The sequence below is a fragment of the Bradyrhizobium sp. 186 genome (genome assembly GCF_023101685.1).
In the GTDB taxonomy this organism is placed as follows: Bacteria; Pseudomonadota; Alphaproteobacteria; order Rhizobiales; family Xanthobacteraceae; genus Bradyrhizobium.
The window spans coordinates 10,392,638-10,413,025 of record NZ_CP082164.1 but is presented as its reverse complement, the minus strand read 5'-3'; the positions used below and the strand labels follow the sequence as shown (position 1 = coordinate 10,413,025).

21 protein-coding genes are annotated in these 20,388 nt (G+C 63.2%); 10 read left to right on the top strand and 11 right to left on the bottom strand.

Going from position 1 to position 20,388, the window contains the following annotated elements:
- Nucleotides 1-31: 31 nt before the first annotated feature.
- The 5 genes from rsmG to hemJ all read right to left on the bottom strand — a co-directional run bounded on the left by rsmG (nucleotide 32) and on the right by hemJ (nucleotide 6,507).
- A complete protein-coding gene (gene rsmG / locus IVB18_RS49775; protein WP_247991923.1) occupies nucleotides 32-673 on the bottom strand; it encodes a 16S rRNA (guanine(527)-N(7))-methyltransferase RsmG in 642 nt (213 codons plus the stop codon).
- A 138-nt stretch (nucleotides 674-811) separates the two neighbouring features.
- On the bottom strand, nucleotides 812-2,692 hold the full coding sequence (mnmG, locus tag IVB18_RS49770; protein ID WP_247987320.1) for a tRNA uridine-5-carboxymethylaminomethyl(34) synthesis enzyme MnmG: 1,881 nt from the start codon (nucleotides 2,690-2,692) through the stop codon (nucleotides 812-814).
- 242 nt (nucleotides 2,693-2,934) lie between these two features.
- The gene (gene mnmE, locus IVB18_RS49765) at nucleotides 2,935-4,260 is read right to left on the bottom strand and encodes a tRNA uridine-5-carboxymethylaminomethyl(34) synthesis GTPase MnmE (RefSeq protein ID WP_247987319.1); all 1,326 of its coding nucleotides are present in this window, start codon (nucleotides 4,258-4,260) and stop codon (nucleotides 2,935-2,937) included.
- 311 nt (nucleotides 4,261-4,571) lie between these two features.
- A complete protein-coding gene (gene rho / locus IVB18_RS49760; protein WP_247987318.1) occupies nucleotides 4,572-5,837 on the bottom strand; it encodes a transcription termination factor Rho in 1,266 nt (421 codons plus the stop codon).
- A gap of 247 nt (nucleotides 5,838-6,084) precedes the next feature.
- Nucleotides 6,085-6,507: a protoporphyrinogen oxidase HemJ gene (gene hemJ, locus IVB18_RS49755; protein WP_247987317.1), complete on the bottom strand. Its 423-nt coding sequence runs from the start codon at nucleotides 6,505-6,507 to the stop codon at nucleotides 6,085-6,087.
- A 462-nt stretch (nucleotides 6,508-6,969) separates the two neighbouring features.
- Between hemJ and IVB18_RS49750 the strand changes: the two genes are divergently transcribed.
- The 4 genes from IVB18_RS49750 to dnaQ are packed head-to-tail and all read left to right on the top strand — an operon-like array spanning nucleotide 6,970 to nucleotide 9,794.
- Nucleotides 6,970-7,809: a pyruvate, water dikinase regulatory protein gene (locus tag IVB18_RS49750; RefSeq protein ID WP_247987316.1), complete on the top strand. Its 840-nt coding sequence runs from the start codon at nucleotides 6,970-6,972 to the stop codon at nucleotides 7,807-7,809.
- An 8-nt stretch (nucleotides 7,810-7,817) separates the two neighbouring features.
- A complete protein-coding gene (locus tag IVB18_RS49745) occupies nucleotides 7,818-8,426 on the top strand; it encodes a Maf family nucleotide pyrophosphatase (RefSeq protein ID WP_247987315.1) in 609 nt (202 codons plus the stop codon).
- 23 nt (nucleotides 8,427-8,449) lie between these two features.
- Nucleotides 8,450-9,049, top strand: a complete 600-nt coding sequence (gene coaE / locus IVB18_RS49740) for a dephospho-CoA kinase (protein WP_247991922.1) — start codon at nucleotides 8,450-8,452, stop codon at nucleotides 9,047-9,049.
- A 28-nt stretch (nucleotides 9,050-9,077) separates the two neighbouring features.
- Nucleotides 9,078-9,794 carry a DNA polymerase III subunit epsilon gene (gene dnaQ, locus IVB18_RS49735; protein ID WP_247987314.1) on the top strand — a complete coding sequence of 239 codons (717 nt, stop codon included), beginning with the start codon at nucleotides 9,078-9,080 and terminating at the stop codon, nucleotides 9,792-9,794.
- On the opposite strand, the gene secB is transcribed toward dnaQ, so the two are convergent.
- Nucleotides 9,791-10,273 (bottom strand): protein-export chaperone SecB, encoded by a 483-nt coding sequence (secB, locus tag IVB18_RS49730; RefSeq protein WP_247987313.1) that lies wholly within the window; start codon nucleotides 10,271-10,273, stop codon nucleotides 9,791-9,793. The genes dnaQ and secB overlap by 4 nt on opposite strands.
- A gap of 416 nt (nucleotides 10,274-10,689) precedes the next feature.
- On the opposite strand from secB, the gene IVB18_RS49725 reads away from it, so the two are divergent.
- The 3 genes from IVB18_RS49725 to IVB18_RS49715 are packed head-to-tail and all read left to right on the top strand — an operon-like array spanning nucleotide 10,690 to nucleotide 13,503.
- Complete coding sequence (locus IVB18_RS49725; RefSeq protein WP_247987312.1) at nucleotides 10,690-11,394, top strand: Tim44/TimA family putative adaptor protein; 705 nt, start codon at nucleotides 10,690-10,692, stop codon at nucleotides 11,392-11,394.
- Complete coding sequence (locus IVB18_RS49720; RefSeq protein WP_247987311.1) at nucleotides 11,372-12,916, top strand: MltA domain-containing protein; 1,545 nt, start codon at nucleotides 11,372-11,374, stop codon at nucleotides 12,914-12,916. The genes IVB18_RS49725 and IVB18_RS49720 overlap by 23 nt, the downstream gene beginning before the upstream one ends.
- Nucleotides 12,913-13,503 (top strand): Smr/MutS family protein, encoded by a 591-nt coding sequence (locus IVB18_RS49715; protein WP_247987310.1) that lies wholly within the window; start codon nucleotides 12,913-12,915, stop codon nucleotides 13,501-13,503. The genes IVB18_RS49720 and IVB18_RS49715 overlap by 4 nt, the downstream gene beginning before the upstream one ends.
- A gap of 186 nt (nucleotides 13,504-13,689) precedes the next feature.
- Here the strand turns inward: IVB18_RS49715 and IVB18_RS49710 are convergent, their stop codons facing one another.
- The 5 genes from IVB18_RS49710 to hslV form a co-directional block, all read right to left on the bottom strand.
- Complete coding sequence (locus IVB18_RS49710; RefSeq protein WP_247987309.1) at nucleotides 13,690-14,832, bottom strand: hypothetical protein; 1,143 nt, start codon at nucleotides 14,830-14,832, stop codon at nucleotides 13,690-13,692.
- Nucleotides 14,833-15,032: 200 nt separating this feature from the next.
- Entirely contained in the window at nucleotides 15,033-16,337 is a 1,305-nt protein-coding gene (gene hslU, locus IVB18_RS49705) for an ATP-dependent protease ATPase subunit HslU (protein WP_247987308.1), read from the bottom strand.
- Between the two features lie 53 nt (nucleotides 16,338-16,390).
- On the bottom strand, nucleotides 16,391-17,002 hold the full coding sequence (locus IVB18_RS49700) for a DUF2585 domain-containing protein (RefSeq protein ID WP_256477136.1): 612 nt from the start codon (nucleotides 17,000-17,002) through the stop codon (nucleotides 16,391-16,393).
- 2 nt (nucleotides 17,003-17,004) lie between these two features.
- On the bottom strand, nucleotides 17,005-17,490 hold the full coding sequence (locus tag IVB18_RS49695) for a GNAT family N-acetyltransferase (RefSeq protein ID WP_247987307.1): 486 nt from the start codon (nucleotides 17,488-17,490) through the stop codon (nucleotides 17,005-17,007).
- A gap of 183 nt (nucleotides 17,491-17,673) precedes the next feature.
- On the bottom strand, nucleotides 17,674-18,234 hold the full coding sequence (gene hslV / locus IVB18_RS49690; RefSeq protein ID WP_247987306.1) for an ATP-dependent protease subunit HslV: 561 nt from the start codon (nucleotides 18,232-18,234) through the stop codon (nucleotides 17,674-17,676).
- Between the two features lie 192 nt (nucleotides 18,235-18,426).
- Here hslV and hisB point away from each other — a divergent pair, with 192 nt between their 5' ends.
- From hisB to hisH, 3 genes are all read left to right on the top strand, one after another.
- On the top strand, nucleotides 18,427-19,020 hold the full coding sequence (hisB, locus tag IVB18_RS49685) for an imidazoleglycerol-phosphate dehydratase HisB (protein WP_045004645.1): 594 nt from the start codon (nucleotides 18,427-18,429) through the stop codon (nucleotides 19,018-19,020).
- Nucleotides 19,021-19,084: 64 nt separating this feature from the next.
- Nucleotides 19,085-19,615, top strand: a complete 531-nt coding sequence (locus IVB18_RS49680) for a DUF2628 domain-containing protein (RefSeq protein ID WP_247987305.1) — start codon at nucleotides 19,085-19,087, stop codon at nucleotides 19,613-19,615.
- A complete protein-coding gene (gene hisH, locus IVB18_RS49675) occupies nucleotides 19,612-20,262 on the top strand; it encodes an imidazole glycerol phosphate synthase subunit HisH (RefSeq protein WP_247987304.1) in 651 nt (216 codons plus the stop codon). The genes IVB18_RS49680 and hisH overlap by 4 nt, the downstream gene beginning before the upstream one ends.
- Nucleotides 20,263-20,388: the final 126 nt, after the last annotated feature.

Sequence of the window (20,388 nt, the reverse complement as noted above, 5' to 3'; positions counted from 1 at the left end):
CGCCAATTCCCCCACTCGACCCCTAAACGCCTCACCCGCGCCGTTCGACGGTAGCCAGCTCTACGATCCAGCCGTCACCGGTGCGGCTTTGGTGGAGCTGAGGCTGAATATTCCAATATCTAGCGGCTTCGGTCAATTCAGCATCTACATCTTGACCCTTGAGAAACAGCGCTTTTGCGCCCTGGCGCATCAGCGGCTCTGCAAAGCCGATGAGTTGATGTAGCGGAGCCAGTGCACGTGCGGTGACGCAATCGACGGGGCCGGTGATTCTATCCACATTATCCCCGATCTCAGCGAGATGTACGACTCCCGGAGATGTGGTGATGCGGATCGCTTCGCGCAGAAAAGCCGCCTTCTTGGCGATGCGCTCGACCAGATGGACGCTCGCACCTGAAGTCTCGGCCATGGCGCAGGCGAGGACGATTCCGGGGAAACCGCCGCCGCTGCCGAGGTCGGCCCAGCGCTTTGCCGACGGCGCGAGATCCACAAGCTGAAGCGAATCGGCGATGTGCCGGGTCCAGAGATGCGGCAGTGTCGAGGGCGCAACCAGATTGGTCTTGGCCTGCCACTCCCGCAGCAGCGCGATGTAGCGGTCCAGCCGGGCCTCCGTTTCACGTGAAATGGGGGCGAGCTTGAGTGCTGCAGCCTTGTTGGCGGCAAGCACAGAGTCCAGCGACTTGTCGGTTGCACCGGCTTTGTCGATCTTCGGACTGATGGGGCTGGGCCTGGGCCGACGTCCCGCCCCCTCGCCCGCCTCAGGTGCTCGCGATGAAGATCTGCCTGCCGGCCCGCGCTGTTTCACGTGAAACGCCTATGCGATTGCTTTGGAAGTCTTCCGTGCCTCACGGCGGAGATAGGCCGCGAGGATTCCGAGCGCGGCCGGCGTCATGCCGTCGATCCGGCCAGCTTGGCCGACGGTGAAAGGCCTCGCCTTCTCCAGCTTGGCACGGACCTCGTTGGAGAGGCCAGGCACCAGCTTGTAGTCGACATCGGATAGCACCAATCCCTCATCCCGCCTGAAAGCTTCGACGTCAGCGCTCTGGCGCTCCAGATAGACGTCGTATTTGGCATCGATCTCGAGATGGGTCGCGATCACGGGATCAACGGCCGACAGCTCAGGCCAGATCGCGCGGACCTGGCTCCAGCCGATGTCGGGATAGGCCATCAATTCGAAGGCCGAGCGGCGCTGGCCGTCACGGTTCAGGGACAAACCGTGCTTGATTGCCTCGTTCGGCGTGATCGTCAGGGACTTCGAAAGCGTCCGTGCCGCATTCAAAGCGTCCATCTTGGCGCGGTGATGCCGGGTCCTGGCGCTTCCGACGCACCCCAAGGCGATGCCTTTCTCGGTCAGGCGCTGGTCGGCATTGTCCGCCCGCAGCGTCAGCCGGTATTCGGCCCGCGAGGTGAACATCCGATAGGGCTCGCTGATGCCGCGGGTGACGAGGTCGTCGATCATGACGCCGAGATAGCCGTCGGCGCGGTCGAACACCGTCAGGGCGGCGCCGCTGGCGGCAAGCGCCGCGTTCAGGCCGGCGACGATGCCCTGCCCGGCGGCTTCCTCATATCCGGTGGTGCCGTTGATCTGTCCGGCCAGAAAAAGACCGCGGAGACGCCTAGTCTGGAGGGTCGGGTCGAGTTCGCGCGGATCGACGTGATCGTATTCGATGGCGTAGCCCGGCCGGACCATCTTCACCCGCTCAAGGCCGGGGATCGTGGCGAGGATCGCGAGCTGGACCTCTTCCGGCAGCGATGTGGAGATGCCATTGGGATAAACGGTCGTGTCGTCGAGCCCTTCCGGCTCCAGAAAGATCTGGTGGCCGTCGCGGTCGCCGAAACGAACGATCTTGTCCTCGATCGAGGGGCAATAGCGCGGTCCGGAGCTCTTGATCTGGCCGGAGTACATCGGAGACCGATGGACATTGGCCCGGATCACCTCATGGGTGGCGGACGTGGTCCGGGTGATCCCGCATTGGATTTGCGGCATGGTGATCCGCTGAGTCATCACCGAGAACGGCTCTGGCGGATCGTCGCCAGGCTGCATTTCGACGGCGGACCAGTTGATCGTGGTGCCGTCGAGCCGCGGCGGCGTCCCGGTTTTCAACCGGCCGAGCGTAAAGCCCGCGCGTTCGAAGGAGCTCGACAGGGCCATCGCCGGCGCCTCGTCGACACGGCCGGCCGGCCAGTTCTTCTCGCCGAGATGGATCAGTCCGCGCAAAAAGGTGCCGGTCGTGACGACAATGGCCCCCGCCCGAAGCCCCCGACCGTCGGCCAAACGCAAACCGGTCACCCGGCCATCGACCACGATCAGCTCGTCCGCCTCACCTTCAATGACGGAAAGACCTTCGGTCTCGCGGATCGCGGCCTGCATCGCCGCAGCATAAAGCTTTCGGTCCGCCTGCGCCCTTGGACCCCGAACCGCAGGACCCTTGCGGCGGTTGAGAACGCGGAACTGGATCCCACCGGCATCGCCCACGCGACCCATCAGACCATCGAGCGCATCGACTTCACGGACCAGGTGGCCCTTGCCGAGACCCCCAATGGCCGGATTGCAGGACATTGCGCCGACGGTCGAGAAACGGTGCGTCACCAGAGCGGTCGTCGCGCCCATTCGGGCTGAAGCAGCCGCGGCCTCACAGCCGGCGTGGCCGCCGCCAATCACGATGACGTCGAAGTTCTCTCGCTCTGTACGCATGGCGGACTTCTAGCTCAGAGTGGAAAAAGCCGGAAGTAGAAACTCGATTGGCCGGATGTTTCACGTGAAACAGGACGGTCCAGGAAGCTTCACGCATTTTCGCAAAACAACCCCATGCACAGTAGCGCATGGCTTGAAATCATTGTGTTTTACTGAAACCGCATGGAACCCTTTTCGATCCGTTTCACGTGAAACAGCCCAAGGAATGGAACAAGAGATAGTCTTACAATGAAGAACTAGGACTACTTTCCGATGCAGAACTTCTGAAAAATGGCCCCGAGAACGTCTTCGACGTCGACCCGGCCCAATAGCCGGCCCAAGGCGTAAGCAGCGGCACGCAGCTCTTCGGCTGCAAGTTCCTCGCCCTCTTCTACAAGCTCCAGGCTCCGGAGCAAGCTGTCTGAGGCCCGAACTAGCAGATCCCGTTGGCGCGCCCGGGTGACCAATACACCCTCGCTGGTCCCGAAGAACTCCGCGGCAAATCCAACCAGCGCATTGATCAGCTCCGGCAGCCCGTCGCCCCGCCGCGCCGAAATGGCGAAAGCCGTGTCGGCCGCGGCGATCGCGACACCTGCCTCGAGGTCGATCTTGTTGCGGAGCGTCCAGACCGGTGCGGTCCCCGGCAGCCGCTCTTCCGTCCCCGCATCGGGACCCGTCAGCCAAAGCACGAGGTCCGCGTCCGCGGCGCGCGCTTTGGCCCGGCGCACGCCCTCCTGCTCGACTGGATCATGCGTCTCGCGAATGCCGGCGGTGTCGATCACCGTGACGGGATAGCCATCGAGATCGAGCTGCACCTCGATCACATCGCGCGTGGTGCCGGCATGTGGCGAGACGATCGCGACGTCGCGCCGCGCGAGCTGATTCATCAGTGTCGACTTGCCGACGTTCGGCGGTCCGGCGATTGCGACGATCAGGCCATCGCGCAGGCGTTCAGCATGCCCCTGTGCCGCAAGCACTTCTGCGATTTCGCCATGCAGCGCATTGATCGCCTTCACCGCCGGCACCATCAGCTCGGCCGGCACGTCGCCTTCATCAGAAAAATCGATGCCCGCCTCGATCAGCGCGGAAGCCTCAATGATCCGCTCGCGCCAGTCGCGCGCGCGGTTGCCCAGCAGGCCCTGCAACTGGCGCAGTGCCTGACGGCGCTGGCGGTCGGTGTCGGCATGGATGAGATCGTCCAGGCCCTCGGCCTCGGTGAGATCGAGCTTGCCGTTCTCGAAGGCGCGCCGCGTGAACTCGCCGGGCTCCGCCGCCCGCGTATTCGGAATCACGGAAATCGCGTCGAGGAGTGCCGACAGCACCGCGCGGCCGCCGTGGACGTGAAATTCGGCGACGTCCTCGCCGGTCGCGCTGGCCGGCCCTGGAAACCAGAGCACGACCGCATCATCGATCGGCTGGCCGGTCGCGTCACGGAGCAGCCGCCGGCTCGCCAGCCTTGGCGCCGGCAGCTTGCCAGCAAGTGTCGTCAGTGCCGGCCCGGCTTGCGGTCCGGAGACCCGCACCACGGCAATCGCGCTCGGCGGCCGGCCGGACGACAGCGCAAAGATGGTCTGGTCTCGCGGATGCATGGCTTATTTGTCCGGCTGCTCGGGAAAAGGCAAACATCCGTTTTGAGTAATGTACGGCTCGCCTTGCAGCACCGTGGTTCGCAATAAATGTCCTATATTGCGACGCAACATAGACCGCAGCGTCGTGCTGCAAGAATTCCCTGCCTCAGCCTGCGGTGCTTGGCCATTTTCTTATATTCCATTGCTAAATCAATGGTTTATCTAGACACGACCCCGATTCTCAGGCCCGTTAATGCTGCACTTTCACTCGCAGCAAAGCCGCACAAAAAAGGGCGCCCGAAGGCGCCCTTTGATCCCTTGCTGCACCACACTTAGGTGTTCATCGAGTCGAAGAACTCGGAATTGCTCTTGGTCGAGCGCAGCTTGTCGAGCAGGAAGTCGATTCCGTCCATCGTACCCATCGGGTTCAGGATGCGGCGGAGCACGTACATCTTCTTCAGGACCAGCGTGTCGGTGATCAGCTCCTCCTTGCGGGTGCCGGAGCGCGAAATGTCGATCGCCGGGAAGGTCCGCTTGTCCGAAACCTTGCGGTCCAGGATCAGCTCGGAGTTACCGGTGCCCTTGAACTCTTCGAAGATGACTTCGTCCATACGGCTGCCGGTATCGACCAGCGCGGTCGCGATGATGGTCAGCGAGCCGCCCTCCTCGATGTTGCGGGCGGCGCCGAAGAAGCGCTTCGGGCGCTGGAGTGCGTTGGCGTCGACACCGCCGGTCAAGACCTTGCCGGATGACGGCACCACGGTGTTGTAAGCGCGGCCGAGGCGCGTGATCGAATCGAGCAGGATGACGACGTCGCGGCCATGCTCGACCAGGCGCTTGGCCTTCTCGATCACCATCTCCGCGACCTGGACGTGGCGCACCGCCGGCTCGTCGAAGGTCGAGGAGACAACCTCGCCCTTCACCGAGCGCTGCATGTCCGTGACTTCTTCCGGACGTTCGTCGATCAAGAGCACGATCAGATAGCACTCGGGATGATTATGCGCGATCGAATGCGCGATGTTCTGCATCAGCACCGTTTTACCGGTGCGCGGCGGCGCGACGATCAGTGCGCGCTGGCCCTTGCCGATCGGCGCGACGATGTCGATCACCCGTGCAGAAAGGTCTTTCCGCGTCGGGTCGTCGATTTCCATGCGGAAACGCTGATTCGGAAACAGCGGCGTGAGGTTGTCGAAATTGACCTTGTGCTTGGCCTTTTCCGGGTCCTCGAAATTGAGCGTGTTGACCTTCAGCAGCGCAAAATAGCGCTCGCCCTCTTTCGGGCTGCGGATATGGCCTTCGATGGTGTCGCCAGTGCGCAGGCCGAAGCGGCGGATCTGCGAGGGCGAAACGTAGATATCGTCCGGGCCCGGCAGATAATTGGCGTCCGGCGAGCGCAGGAAGCCGAAGCCGTCGGAGAGCACCTCGACGACGCCCTCGCCGACGATATCGGTTTCCGCGAGCGCAAGCTGCTTGAGGATGGCGAACAGCAGCTCCTGCTTGCGCATGGTGCTGGCATTCTCGACCCCGTTCTCTTCCGCGAACGAGACGAGCTCGGCCGGAGTGTTCGACTTGAGGTCCTGGAGTTTAATTTCCCGCATTGGGGTGGTCCTGTGGGGTAACCTTGGGAGGGGGTGCGAGGAGGCTCTGAGATGCGGACGCGAGAAGGTAAGGTCCGCAGGTCTGGCAAGGTGAGTGCCGGTGAGGCTTCAAACCTGATGCGGTGTCCGGCCTCTGGAAAGCTCAGACACAACCACATCCGCCTGCGTTGGGTGGGATAGGGCTAATATAGAAAATCGCTCCTCACTCCGCAAGCCGAAGCGCTGAGCGATCAATCACGAACGCTGCCTAGAACGGCTTCACGATCACCATGATCACGATAAAAATCATCAGGACAGTCGGCACCTCATTGATAAGACGATAGAATTTCTGGCTCCGCGGACGCCGGTCGGCAGCGAAATCTTTCAGCCAGCGCGAAAAAAAGCCGTGGACCGCGGACAGCGCCAGGACCAGTGCCAGTTTTACGTGCAGCCAGCCGGACGCAAACCAATGGCCGGACCAGGCGAGATAGAGCCCGGCGAGCCAGGTGACGATCATCGCCGGGTTGATGATGGTCTTGAGCAGCCGGCGTTCCATGACCTTGAACGTCTCCGACTGCTTCGAACCGACCTCCGCCTCGCAGTGATAGACGAACAATCGCGGCAGATAGAGCATGCCCGCCATCCAGGAGATGACGGCGATCACGTGCAGCGCCTTGATCCATTCGTACATGCCGGAAACCCTTCGGTCTCACCAATCGGTGGATAGAGCGCAATCGGTAAGAATTCATTCATAGATGCGGGCGCACACACATATCCTTGCGATGGGCTCTTCTAAACCTAAAACTTTTAGAATCTTAAGGTTTGAGTCTGTGTGACCGTGAATTGGACTCACACAATGCCGTCCGCCACTTCACACGCGCTTGTTCACATCCATCAACATATCCCGCTCGAGTCCAGCGTGCCCGGATAAGTTACCGGGCTTCAAGGGCTTGCGCCGTTCTGTCGGCAGCTTATCAAGGGGCTTGTCCGCGCAATCCCGCTTACGTCTTACCCGGGCGTCAGAGTTGTTCTCATGGGCAGTGGTGTGAAGAAAATTGGCCGTTGTCCCGCCCCTGGTGTCGCGCAACCCTTTCCGAGGGGTTAAGGTCCACAGAAATCCACAAACCACACCGCCTTCATACAAAGAGTTTTTGTGCCGACCTCGAACAATTATTTCCATCTGCACCTCGTCTCCGACTCCACCGGCGAGACGCTGATCACCGTGGCCCGCGCGGTTGCCGCGCAATACGCCAACGTGACGCCGGTCGAGCATGTCTATCCGTTGGTACGGAGCCAGAAGCAGCTCGATCGCGTGCTCGACGAGATCGAGGAAGCCCCGGGGATCGTGCTGTTCACGCTCCTGGAGAAGGATCTGGTCTCGCGGCTCGAGGGCAAGTGCAAGGACATCAACGTTCCCAGCCTGTCGATCATCGGGCCGGTGATGCAGATGTTCGAGGCCTATCTCGGTGCCGCGACCACCGGCCGGGTCGGCGCCCAGCACGTGCTCAACGCCGAATATTTCAAGCGCATCGACGCGCTGAACTACACGATGATCCATGACGACGGTCAGCATGTCGAAGGGCTTAACGACGCGGACGTTGTGCTCGTCGGTGTCTCCCGTACCTCGAAGACGCCGACGTCGATCTACCTTGCCAATCGGGGCATCCGCACCGCCAACGTGCCGCTCGTGCCCGGCATCCCGGTGCCGGCCCAACTGGAAACGCTGACCCGGCCGCTGGTGGTGAGCCTGCACGCGACACCGGAACGCCTGATCCAGGTCCGGCAGAACCGACTGCTGTCCATGGGGGCCGATTCCGGCAGCGACACCTATACCGACAGGCAGGCAGTCGCCGAGGAGGTCGCGTTCGCGCGCAAGCTGAGCGCGAAGCACGACTGGCCGCTGCTCGACGTCACGCGGCGGTCGATCGAGGAAACCGCAGCGGCGATCATGAAGCTCTACAGTGATCGGCAGCGTAACCGGCCCTCGGAATAGTTTCGGCGATGTCTCTTTGGCGCGGCAAATCTCCGTTGATCCTGGCCTCGCAAAGCGGCGCGCGCAAATTGCTGCTGGCCAATGCCGGGCTGGAGTTCAAGGCGATTACGGCTGATATCGACGAGCGCGGCATTCAGCGCACGTCAAAACTTTCAAGTCCGCGCGAGATTGCTCTGTTGCTAGCACGTGAAAAGGCTAAAGCCGTCTCGGCGCATCATCCCGGGAGCTACGTGATCGGCGCTGACCAGACGCTGGCTCTCGGCGATCGTCTTTTCAACAAGCCCTCAGGCCGCGCTCAGGCCATGGCGCAATTGCACGAACTCGTCGGCAAGAGCCACGAGCTGAATTCGGCCGCGGCCGTGGCGCGCGACGGAAAGATTATTTTCGAGGACGTCTCGGTGGCCCGCATGACCATGCGGCAGATGACCGAGGCGGAGCTTTCGGCCTATCTCGATGCGGCCGGCGACGCCGTGACGTCAAGCGTCGGCGCCTATCAACTCGAGAGCCTGGGAATCCACCTGTTCGAGCGAATCGAGGGCGATCATTTCACCATTCTCGGCTTGCCGCTGCTGCCGCTGCTTGCGTTCCTGCGGCGCGAACGGCTAGTTGCGGTGTGAATGACAGAGATGGCTGTGCGGTGATGCGGATTTTGGGACTGACCGGCTCGATCGGGATGGGCAAATCCACCACCGCGAAATTGTTCGCGGAGGCCGGCGTCCCCGTCTACGACGCCGATGCCGCCGTCCATCAACTCTACGAGGGTGAGGCCGCTCCCGCGATCGAGGCCGCCTTCCCCGGCACCACCGTCAACGGCAAGGTCGATCGGCAAAAACTGTCCGCGCGCGTGGTGCACGATCCCGCCGCCATCAAGCAGCTGGAGCAGATCGTCCATCCGATGCTCGGCGCCTCCCGCCAGAAATTCTTCGCCGACGCGGAAGCGGCTCAAGCGCCGGTCGTGGTTCTGGATATCCCGCTGCTGTTCGAGACCGGCGGTGAAAAGCGCGTCGACGCCGTGGTCGTGGTGTCGACCTCGCCGGAACTACAGCGCGAGCGCGTGCTGGCGCGGGGCACGATGGACGAAGCAAAGCTCGACGCCATCATCGCCAAACAGACGCCCGATGCCGAGAAGCGCAAGCGCGCCGATTTCGTGGTGGATACGTCACACGGACTTGAACCGGTGCGCGCTCAAATCAAGGACATTCTGGCCGAGGTCGTTAAGATGCCGCAGCGGCGAGCCTGATTCGCCGCCTCAAACGGCCTCTCAGATCATGCGCGAAATCGTTCTCGACACCGAAACCACCGGCCTCGATCCTCTGCGCGGCGATCGCCTGGTCGAAGTCGGCTGCGTCGAGATTTACAACCGCATGCCGACGGGGCAGACGTTCCACCGCTACATCAATCCTGAAAGGGACATGCCGGCGGAAGCCTTTGCGGTGCACGGGCTGTCGGCCGAATTTCTGACGACGAAACCGCTGTTCCACGAGGTCGTCGACGAGTTTATCGAGTTCATCGGCGATGCGCCGCTGGTGATCCACAACGCCTCGTTCGACATCAGCTTCATCAACGCCGAGCTCGACCGCATCAAGCGAGCGGCAATTCCGCGCGAGCGCCTGGTCGATACGCTGTTGCTGGCGCGGCGCAAGCATCCCGGCGTGTCCAACCGGCTCGACGATCTCTGCTCACGCTATGCGATCGACAATTCGCACCGCACCAAGCACGGCGCGCTGCTCGACGCCGAACTGTTGGCTGAAGTCTATGTCGACCTGATTGGGGCCCGGCAGTCGCAACTGATCCTGGCCTCGGAGAACGAGGAGATTCGCGTCGGTGCGACGGGCGAGGTCACGCGGCGGCAGCGGCCGATGCCGCTTGCGCCGCGGATTTCGGACGCCGAGCGCGAGGCCCACCGGGCCTTCATTGCCACGCTCGGCGACAAGGCGATCTGGAACGAGTTCCTGCCCGTCCCGACGGTCAATCCGGCCGGTTAGGCCTGACCGCTCGGCTGAGCGGCCATTTGCCGCTCCATGTTCTGGCGGTACAGCCCGACGAAATCGACCGGATCCAGCATCAGGGGCGGGAACCCGCCGTCGCGGACCGCGGTCGCGATGATCTCACGCGCGAACGGGAACAACAGCCGCGGGCACTCGATCATGACCAGCGGATGCAAATTTTCCTTCGGCACGTTGGCAATCCGGAACACGCCGGCATAAGCGAGCTCGAACGAGAACATCACCTTGCCCGCGGTCTCGGCCTTGCCTTCAACCGACAGCGTCACCTCGAACTCCTGTTCGCTGAGGTTATTGGCGCTGACGTTGATCTGGATGTTGATCTGGGGCGGCTGGCCCTGCTGTTGGAGTGAGCTCGGCGCATTCGGATTCTCGAACGAGAGGTCCTTGGTATATTGCGCCAGCACGTTGAGCTGGGGAGCCTGGGCCGCCTCGGGAGGGGTGCCATTGCCGTTGGTCATAAGAGTCTCTCCTTACCCGAATGGGGCTGAATTTCGCGGCGGTTGGCTAACATAAGGCCACCTCGTTCCACAAGGACGAACGGCCCCGGAGGGGGAATCCTGGCCGTGCCCACAACTGTGACGTTCCACCCGGCCTGCTTACGAAATTGCGGCTTAAACGATTGAAGATGCGCGATTTCCGGGCAGGATCGGGTTTCCCCTTAAGCATAAAACGCGCTACACTTGGCGCTGTGCCAAAAGGCGCCATTGGCCTGGCAAGATTTCGTGCCTACATCCGGCGGACGTGACGCTGGGCCTAAAATGGCAATGTAGACCTGAATGGCGATGTAGACTTGCCGTTTCCGTATGGAACGGTCTACTGGCCGGATTGATTTTCCCGGCGAAGACCTCTGAAAAGACCAGAAAGCGAATACGACGTGGACATCTACACCATCATCTTCCTAGCGCTGGCGGTCTTTATTTTCCTGCGGCTGCGCAGCGTGCTGGGGCAGCGGACGGGCAATGAGAGGCCGCCGTTCGACCGCACCGCCCGCAATGCGCTAGGGGGTGCCCAGGACAAGAACGTCATCACCATGCCAGGCAAGGTGATCGATCAGGCTCCGCTGGCGCCGACGGCCGAGCCCGCCCCGCCTTCCGACCGCTGGAAGGATTTGACCGAGCCGGGCACCGCGCTGGCGCAGGGCCTGGATGCCATCGTCGAGAAGGACTCTGCCTTCGATCCGCGCCACTTCCTGTCCGGCGCCCGCGGCGCTTATGAGATGATCGTGCTGGCATTCGCCAATGGCGACCGTCGTGCGCTGCGCGACCTGCTGTCGTCGGAGGTCTATGAGAGCTTCGATGCGGCGATCAAGGAGCGCGAGAAGAACGAGCAGAAGACCGAGACACGCTTCGTCTCGATCGACAAGGCTGAGCTGGTCGGCGCCGAGCTGCGCGACCGTACCGCGCAGCTCACCGTACGCTTCGTCTCGCAGATGATCTCGGCCACCCGCGATAAGACCGGCAACATCGTCGACGGCAGCGCCGACACGGTCGCCGACATCACCGACATCTGGACTTTCGCCCGCGACATCTCCTCTCGCGATCCGAACTGGAAGCTGGTTGGCACCGGAAGCGCGAATTAAGGCATTCCTGAAAAACAGCGCGACGGCGCTTTGCGCAGGTGTCGTCGCGCTGTCGTCGTTTTCGCTCGGCGCCGAGGCGGCGCGGCGCCACTACCGCAGCCATCATCACCATCTTCCCGAATTGGCTGCCGCTCCTGCGCGGGCCTTGCCCTATCCCCCACTGCCGCTTCCGTTCGAAATCCCTGGCACGCAATATCTGCCGCTGGCCTGGGCCGACGTGAAAGGCTGGAGCGACGACGATCATCTCGCCGCCTACAAGACGTTCCGCGCGAGCTGCCGCTCGATCAATGCGCAGACCGCCGCGGCTGAACCCAAGGTCGAAGCTAAGGCTTTGGCCGCCTCGCTGAGCGAACCTTGCCGGATCGTCAAATCGCTCGAACTCACCGACGACGCCAAGGCGAAAACCTTCTTCGAGGAGAACTTTGCGCCGCTGCGCATCTCGCGCCTCGGCGAGCCCGACGGTTTTGTCACCGGCTATTACGAGCCGGTGCTGGACGGCTCGCGCACCCAGACCGATGTCTTCAACGTTCCGGTCTATCGCCGGCCTTCGAACCTGTTCGTGCGCGGCTACAAGCAGGATTCGGTCAACCTGCCCAACAAGGGTCCGGTCTACCGCAAGATCGGCCGCCGCAAGCTGGTGCCCTATTACGATCGCGGCGAGATCGAGGATGGCAAGATCGCCGGTCGCGGACTCGAGATCGCCTGGCTCAAGGACCCGACCGATCTGCTGTTCGCGCAGATCCAGGGCTCGGCGCGGATCAAGCTGGACGACGGCAGCACGGTCCGGCTCAACTACGACGCCTATAACGGCTTTCCCTACACCGCCGTCGGGCGCATCCTGATCGAGCGCGGCATCATCCCGAAGGAGGAGATGTCGATGCAGAAGATCAGGGAGTGGATGGCGCAAAACTCTGAAGGCGCCAAGGAGTTGCGGCGCCAGAACCGCTCCTACATCTTCTTCCGCGAGGTCAACCTGTCCGACAAGGACGAGGCGGTGGGCGCGCAAGGTATTCCGTTGACGGCCGGCCGTTCGATCGCGGTGGACAAATCGCTGCATGTCTACGGCACGCCGTTCTTCATCGAAGGCGAGCTGCCGATCGATTCCGAGCGATCCAAGACGCCGTTCCATCGCCTGATGATCGCGCAGGACACCGGCTCGGCCATCATCGGCCCGGCCCGCGCCGATCTCTATTTTGGCGCGGGCCAGGACGCCGGCCGTGTCTCCGGGCGGCTCCGGCACGCCATGCATTTCGTCATGCTGGTGCCGAAGGGCGTTGATCCCGTCGCCCGCGGCTCGAGGCTGCCCGTGCCGGATCCGCGGCCGTCGGAGAAGATCGCAAAACTGTTTCCGCAAACCGATCCGGCGAAGGATTCGGCCAAGCCGGTGGCTCCCGCCGCGACCGCCGCGCTAGCCAAGAGCGACACGGTTGCCGCTGCGAGCCCGGTCCCACTGCCGGTGCCGCGTCCCGTGATAGAGCCTGAACCGCGCCGACCCGTGAAAAGTCGTCCCCATCGACAATGAAGCGATCGTCCCGCCCGCCCGTGCTGGAGCCTCGTCCCTCGCCGCGCCGTCGCGGGCTGAGCCAGGAAGACCGCGAGCTGTGGGATCTCGTCGCAAAGCAGGTCAAGCCGCTGAGGAAGCATCGCGTGGCGAAGGCGCATGCCGCATCGCGCGCCGAACCCTCGCCTGCAACGCCGGTCGTCAGGTCCCCAACGCCGACGAAGCCGATGGCCGCGGCGCCAGCGCCACGTCCATCAAAGCCTGCCGTGCCGCCGCTGGCCCCGCTCGGCAAGCGCGAGCGCACAAAACTGTCGCGCGGGCGCAGCGAGATCGAGGCACGGCTCGATCTGCACGGCATGACCCAGATGCGCGCCCATCGCGCTTTGGCCGGTTTCCTGCAGCGCGCCCATCACGACGGCCTGACCTTCGTGCTCGTCATCACCGGCAAGGGCCGCAGCGGTGGTGAAAGCGGCGTGCTCCGCCGCCAGGTGCCGGAATGGCTGAGCCTGCCGGAATTCCGCGCCTTCGTGGTGGGCTTCGAGGAGGCCGGCGTCGGCCATGGCGGCGAGGGCGCGCTTTACGTCCGGATTCGTCGGGCGAGATTCTAACCGCGCGCTCGGTTCACCTCTCCCGCTTGCGGGAGAGGTCGACGCGCTCGAAGAGCGCGGCGGGTGAGGGTTCTTTCGTCTTGGGGAATCCCTCTGCGGAGACACCCCCTCCCCAACCCTCCCCCGCAAGCGGGAGAGGGAGCGCACCTCCACTGCGGCTGCAAGCAAACGTATCTCAACAGCCTCCTAGAATGGCCGGACGATTCCGACGCGTGGGATCAGCGTGACGATCAGGCCGAAGATATTTGTGTCGCGGTCTTCCGCCGGAACCGGCGGTGTCTCGCGCGTCGCCGGCAGCATCTTCACCGCATGCAGGATCAGGAACATGCAGACCGCCCAGTTCGAGATCCAGCGCGAATAGTCGAATACCATCGCGAACATCACGACATAGGCAAGGCTGACGCCGACCAGCGCGGTGGCGACAAGACGGCGATGCGCTCCGCTTTCGAGTGCGCCGATCAGGCCTACAAAATAGCGCCACAGCGGCGTGTGCAGCCAGATCAGCAACGCGAACACGGGCACGCCGAGGATGTTGTGCGGCAGGCGTCCCCAGGTGTCCGAAATCTCCGTCGCCAACGGCTGATACCAGATGTAGCTGAATTGCAGCAGCTCGGTACGCGAGGGATCGGCCATGCGTCCCTTCAGGTACACCACGAAATCCGCTTCCGGAACCGGCATCGCCCCCAGAAACTGCGCGGCGAAGAACAGCGCGGAGACGATGAGCAAGGAAACGATACCGAACGTGACGTTGGTACGATTGAGGCCGTAAGTCAGGTAGTGCCTGATCACGACGATGGTGATGATCGTCGGCACATACATCAGCAGATGGATGTGATGGATCAACACCAGAATGATCGAGAACAGCGCGGCCGTTGCCACGAACAGAACTGATCCCGCGGGCAGCAGCAGCAGGATGATCGCCAGCGCGCAGCCATAGATGTCGAAATGGCCGAGCGTGTGCATGAAGTTCTTGAGAAAGAACGGCGAGCCCGCGATGAAGACGAACAGCGGCAGCGTCTTTGCGGTGAAGCCAAACGTCTTCCGGAACAGCTTTGCGTATAGCCCGAGCGTCACCAGCCAGGTCGCGCCGCCGAGCGCGAACACCAGCCAGACCGGCACCTTCGCCGTGAACAGCGCGACCACCGCCCCGATCAGCGCCCGCTTGATGAAGCCGAAATGATAGTCGACCAGGAGATGGACGTAGGGAACGTAGGGCGGCAGCTGGATCTTATGGATGAACACGCCGACGATGATTGCGGCGTTGATCGCGAGCAGCAGCCGCCAGGGGGTTTGCCAAGTGCTAACGCGCACGTGGCACCCGCCGTGCATAAAACTCCACTGTCGTCCCGGACAAGCGAACGACGTGAGCGCTGATCCGGGACCCATAACCACAGCAGGTCGTTTGAGCCGAGATCGGAGCCGCCATCTGTTTCAACAAGGACCGCTGGTGGGTACTGGTCCCGGCCCCCCGTGCGCAACTGCGCACTAGGCCAGGACGACGGCTCGATCAATAGCGCGGCAGCCCAAAATTACAAAATGAACCGGCTCAGATCGGCGTTCTTGGCGAGGTCGCCGACGTGCTTCTGCACATAGTCGGCGTCGACCCTGATGGTCTCGCCGTTGCGGTCGGGCGCGCTGAAGGAGATTTCGTCCAGGACGCGCTCCATCACGGTCTGGAGCCGGCGCGCGCCGATGTTCTCGACCGTCGAATTGACGGCGACCGCGACGTCGGCGAGCGCATCGATGGCGCTGTCGGTGATGTCGAGCGCAACACCCTCGGTTTGCAGCAGCGCGACATATTGCTTGATCAGCGAGGCCTCGGGCTCGGTCAGGATGCGCCGCATGTCGTCGCGGGTCAGCGGCTGCAATTCGACCCGGATCGGCAGGCGGCCTTGCAATTCCGGCAGCAGGTCCGACGGCTTGGCGACGTGGAAGGCGCCCGACGCAATAAACAGGATGTGGTCGGTCTTCACCGCGCCGTGCTTGGTCGACACCGTGGTGCCCTCGATCAGCGGCAGCAGATCGCGCTGCACGCCTTCGCGTGAGACGTCGCCACCGACGCGGCCCTCGCGGGCGCAGATCTTGTCGATCTCGTCCAAAAATACGATGCCGTTGTTCTCGACCGCGCTGATCGCCTCCAGGGTCAACTGATCGTTGTCCAGCAGCTTGTCGGATTCCTCGTTGACGAGGATCTCGTGCGAGCTTTCCACCGTCAGCCGCCGCGTCTTGCTGCGGCCGCCGAGCTTGCCGAAGATGTCGCCGATCGAGACCGCGCCCATCTGCGCGCCCGGCATGCCCGGAATCTCGAACATCGGGAAACCGCTGCCGGAGGACTGCGTCTCGATCTCGATTTCCTTGTCATTCAATTCGCCCGCGCGCAGCTTCTTGCGGAAGGAATCCCGCGTCGCTGCGCTGGAATTGGCGCCGACCAGAGCGTCGAGCACGCGCTCTTCGGCGGCGAGCTGGGCGCGCGCATGCACGTCCTTGCGCTTGCGCTCGCGCACCTGGGCGATCGCGACCTCGACGAGATCGCGCACGATCTGCTCGACGTCGCGACCGACATAGCCGACCTCGGTGAACTTCGTCGCCTCGACCTTCAGGAACGGCGCATTCGCAAGCTTGGCGAGCCGCCGCGCAATCTCCGTCTTACCGACGCCAGTCGGGCCGATCATCAAGATGTTCTTCGGCAGCACTTCCTCGCGCAAGGAACCTTCGAGCTGCTGCCGGCGCCAGCGGTTGCGTAGCGCGATCGAGACCGCGCGCTTGGCGTCGGCCTGGCCGACAATGAAACGGTCGAGTTCGGAAACGATTTCGCGGGGAGAGAAGTCTGTCATAGGACCTTAGCTAGGGTCAGAGGCCGGCTGGGACAAGCCGCTTTTTTTGGCGATCAGATGATCGGCGGTCTGGATTGCCATTGTTTCACGGCGTCGATCGGATCGATCAGCATCAGGATGTTTAGCGTCAGATTGTCGCGAATGTGGAGCGCCAGCATGATTTCGAAGGCGAGCCCGATTGCGATGGTCGCCGGGACCGGCAGCACGCGCGCGGCGAGGAACCCCAGCACCATGAACAGTGTGTCCGAGATCGAATTGACGATGCTGTCGCCAAAATAATCCAGCGAGATCGTGCCGGCGCGGTAGCGCTCGATGATGAACGGCGAATTCTCGACGATCTCCCAGGCACCTTCGATCAGCATGGCGATGATCAGCCGCGCCGGCCAGGAAAGACGCAGCAACGGCAGCCGCAAGAACAGGATCCAGGTCAATCCATAGAACAGGAAGCCGTGTAGGACATGAGAGAAGCTGTACCAGTCGGCGATGTGCTGGGAATTCTCCGAGCTGTTCACCACGCCATGCCAGAGCTTGACGTAGCCGCAGGTGCAGATCGGCACCCGGCCCATCGCGAACAGGATCGAGGCCTGTAGTGCCAGCAGCAGCAGTGCGATGCCGACCCAGGCAAGCGCCGGAAGCGCGGTTTTGTTTGCGGGGGCGAGCGTCAGTGTCACGGTTCGCGCACCATCAACAGCGCCGAGCCGTCGGGTGTCTCGACCATGCGGTCGCGGACGAATCCCGCCTTCTCATAGGCGCGCACGGCGCGCAGGTTGAGCGCATCAGGGTCGGTGACGATTCGCGGCAGTCCCTGCTGTAGGCGCGCATCGGCGAACTGGCGGATGAACGCCGAACCGTGACCACGTCCGATCATGTCGCTGGCGCCGATGAACTGGTCGATCCCACGCGTGCCCTCCGGTTGCGGCCCGAAGCCCGTATTCCAGGCGGTCAGGTTGTAGCATTGAAGATAGCCGAACGGCCGCTCGCCGGCCAATACGATGAACTGATCCATCGCCGGCTCGTCGAGATCGCCGCTCACCAGCGCAAACTGCTCGTCCGGGTCGCCCCACCATTCCCGCACATGCGCCTCGCCAAGCCATCGCCGGGCCAGCGGCAGATCGGCCGCGGTCATCGGGCGGAAGGTGTAGCTTGAGATCATCCATCGGTCCGGGCGATGCTGCACTCCCTCTCCCGCTTGCGGGAGAGGGTCGGGGAGAGGGTGTTTCCGCATCGGGACACCCCCGACGCGGAGACAGCCCTCACCCGGCGCTCCGCGCCGACCTCTCCCGCAAGCGGGTGAGGTTGCAGCGAGTTTGCGGGTCCAGTGTACGGTCAAATGGCGCTAGCCGGCCGACAGGGCTTCGATGGTCACGTTGCGGTTGGTGTAGACGCAGATGTCGGCGGCGATGTCGAGGGAGCGGCGGACGATGGTCTCAGCGTCCTTGTCGGTGTCGAGCAGCGCCCGCGCGGCGGCCAGCGCGTAGTTGCCGCCGGAGCCGATCGCCATCACGCCGGATTCGGGCTCCAGCACGTCGCCGGTGCCGGTCAGGACCAGGGAGACGTCCTTGTCGGCCACGATCATCATGGCCTCCAGCCGCCGCAAATATCGGTCGGTGCGCCAGTCCTTGGCGAGCTCGACCGCGGCCCGGGTCAATTGCCCCGGATATTGCTCGAGTTTGGCTTCCAAACGCTCAAAGAGCGTGAAGGCGTCGGCGGTGGCGCCTGCAAAGCCGCCGATCACGTCGCCCTTGCCGAGCTTGCGGACCTTTTTGGCGTTGGACTTGATCACGGTCTGGCCGATCGAGACCTGGCCGTCGCCGCCGACCACCACCTTGCCGCCCTTGCGGACGGTCAAAATCGTGGTGCCGTGCCAGACCGGCAGCCTGTTCTGGGAATCCTGCATGAAATACCTCATTGTCCGGCCTGATTTAGGAGGTCGGGGGCGGCGGCACAACGGGGCCGCTCCGGCCCCAAATTCCGCTCACATAGACCGAAGTGCCGCCCTGCCAGGGCGATCCCGCAGTAGCGAAGGCGGCATTTGGCTGTTAAAAGACCGGCGTTTTCGGCCTCAAGCTAGATTGGAAGCCAGCTTTCCATGCGCACCGCGACGATCAAGCGCAAGACCAAGGAGACCGACATCGAGGTGACCGTGAACCTCGATGGATCCGGCGTGTCCAAAATCGCGACCGGCATCGGCTTTTTCGACCATATGCTCGATCTCCTCGCCCGCCATTCCCGCATCGACCTCACGGTCAAGGCGGTGGGCGACCTGCACATTGATCATCACCATACCACCGAAGACACCGGCATCGCGCTCGGCCAGGCCGTGAAGCAGGCGCTCGGCACCATGGCGGGCATCACCCGCTATGCCGACGTCCACATGCCCATGGACGAGACGCTGTCGCGCGTCGTCATCGACATCTCGGGCCGCCCGGTCCTGGTGTTCAAGGTCGATTTCCCGCGCGACAAGATCGGCGAGTTCGACACCGAGCTGGTGCGCGAATGGTTCCAGGCCTTCGCCATGAATGCCGGCGTGACTCTCCACGTCGAGACCCTATATGGCGATAACAGCCACCATATAGCCGAATCCTGCTTCAAGGGTCTGGCGCGGGCGCTGCGGGCCGCGGTCACGATCGATCCGAGGGCGGCGGGCGAAGTGCCCTCCACCAAGGGCTCGCTCGGCGGCTGACATCTCCGTCTCGCGGCGAACGCCGCCGGCGGCATCACTGAATTCTCGAGAACGGGGCACACCGATGCCTGTGTATACAGTTCATGCTCCCACCCCCAGCGGGGCGGATCTTCGCGCCACGGACAAGTTCGTCTTCGTGCGCGACGGCTTCCATTACCGGGCGATGGTATTCGGCCCGTTCTGGCTGCTCTGGAATCGACTGTGGCTGGCACTGATCGGCTGGGTGGTTTTCGTCGCCGCGTTCAACGCGGGGCTTTCCAGCCTTGGCGTCGGCCGCAGCTCGATCTTCTTTGCCGACATCATCGTCGCGCTGTTGATGGGATTTGAGGCCTCGAGCCTGCGCCGCTGGACGCTGTCACGCCGCAATTGGCGCCAGCTCGATATCGTCGTCGCCGATGACGAGGACAACGCCGAACGGCGCTTCTTCGAGCGCTGGAGCCAGAAGCAGCGCGGCATCGTCAACGATCAATGGGCCGTCGATCGCGGCGGCCCGCCGCCGACCCGCAACGTGCCGGGTCAGCAATTCTCCAGCCCGCCGCCGGTGCCGGCGGGCGGCATTATCGGATTGTTTCCAGAACCGGGAGGGTCAAGATGAGCGTCGCCATCATCGATTACGGTTCCGGCAATCTGCATTCCGCCGCCAAGGCTTTCGAGCGCGCTGCGCGCGGCCTGGAAAATCCGCAAAAGGTCTTCGTCACCAGCGATCCGGACCAGGCCTATGGCGCCGACCGTCTGGTGCTGCCGGGCGTCGGCGCCTTCGCCGATTGCCGGCGCGGGCTCGACGCCGTCAACGGCATGGTCGAGGCGATCACCGAAGCAGTCCGGGTCAAGGCGCGGCCGATGTTCGGCATTTGCGTCGGCATGCAGCTGTTCGCCACCCGCGGCAAGGAGCACGTCATCACCGAGGGCCTGAACTGGATCGGCGGGGACGTCGAGAAGATCACGCCGCGCGATGAGAGCCTCAAGATCCCGCACATGGGCTGGAATACGCTCGACGTGCTGCGCGAGCACCCGGTGCTGGAGAGGCTGCCGCTCGGCCCCAAGGGCCAGCACGCCTATTTCGTGCACTCCTACCACCTCAACGCAGCCAACGAGGCGGACGTGCTCGCGCGCGCCGATTACGGCGGCCCGGTGACCGCGATCGTCGCGAAGGACACCGCCATCGGCACGCAATTTCACCCCGAGAAGAGCCAGCGCTTTGGCCTGGCCTTGATCTCGAACTTTTTGCGATGGAAGCCGTGATGCAAGCCCAGATCTCTCTTGTTACCTCCCCCCTTGCGGGGGAGGTCGAATGCGAAGCATTCGGGAGGGGGGTAGCTGCAACGGCGGTGCCCGTGGCTACCCCCCTCCCCAGCCCTCCCCCGCAAG

Coding starts and splice junctions, on each gene's coding strand:
- IVB18_RS49710 (WP_247987309.1), bottom strand. CDS start 14,832: ATGCACGGCGGGTGCCACGTGCGCGTTAGCACTTGGCAAACCCCCTGG.
- IVB18_RS49680 (WP_247987305.1), top strand. CDS start 19,085: ATGCCTGTGTATACAGTTCATGCTCCCACCCCCAGCGGGGCGGATCTT.
- hisH (WP_247987304.1), top strand. CDS start 19,612: ATGAGCGTCGCCATCATCGATTACGGTTCCGGCAATCTGCATTCCGCC.
- hisB (WP_045004645.1), top strand. CDS start 18,427: ATGCGCACCGCGACGATCAAGCGCAAGACCAAGGAGACCGACATCGAG.
- coaE (WP_247991922.1), top strand. CDS start 8,450: ATGCGGATTTTGGGACTGACCGGCTCGATCGGGATGGGCAAATCCACC.
- dnaQ (WP_247987314.1), top strand. CDS start 9,078: ATGCGCGAAATCGTTCTCGACACCGAAACCACCGGCCTCGATCCTCTG.
- rho (WP_247987318.1), bottom strand. CDS start 5,837: ATGCGGGAAATTAAACTCCAGGACCTCAAGTCGAACACTCCGGCCGAG.
- hslV (WP_247987306.1), bottom strand. CDS start 18,234: ATGCAGGATTCCCAGAACAGGCTGCCGGTCTGGCACGGCACCACGATT.
- IVB18_RS49715 (WP_247987310.1), top strand. CDS start 12,913: ATGAAGCGATCGTCCCGCCCGCCCGTGCTGGAGCCTCGTCCCTCGCCG.
- IVB18_RS49695 (WP_247987307.1), bottom strand. CDS start 17,490: ATGATCTCAAGCTACACCTTCCGCCCGATGACCGCGGCCGATCTGCCG.
- IVB18_RS49745 (WP_247987315.1), top strand. CDS start 7,818: ATGTCTCTTTGGCGCGGCAAATCTCCGTTGATCCTGGCCTCGCAAAGC.
- secB (WP_247987313.1), bottom strand. CDS start 10,273: ATGACCAACGGCAATGGCACCCCTCCCGAGGCGGCCCAGGCTCCCCAG.
- hslU (WP_247987308.1), bottom strand. CDS start 16,337: ATGACAGACTTCTCTCCCCGCGAAATCGTTTCCGAACTCGACCGTTTC.
- hemJ (WP_247987317.1), bottom strand. CDS start 6,507: ATGTACGAATGGATCAAGGCGCTGCACGTGATCGCCGTCATCTCCTGG.
- mnmG (WP_247987320.1), bottom strand. CDS start 2,692: ATGCGTACAGAGCGAGAGAACTTCGACGTCATCGTGATTGGCGGCGGC.
- mnmE (WP_247987319.1), bottom strand. CDS start 4,260: ATGCATCCGCGAGACCAGACCATCTTTGCGCTGTCGTCCGGCCGGCCG.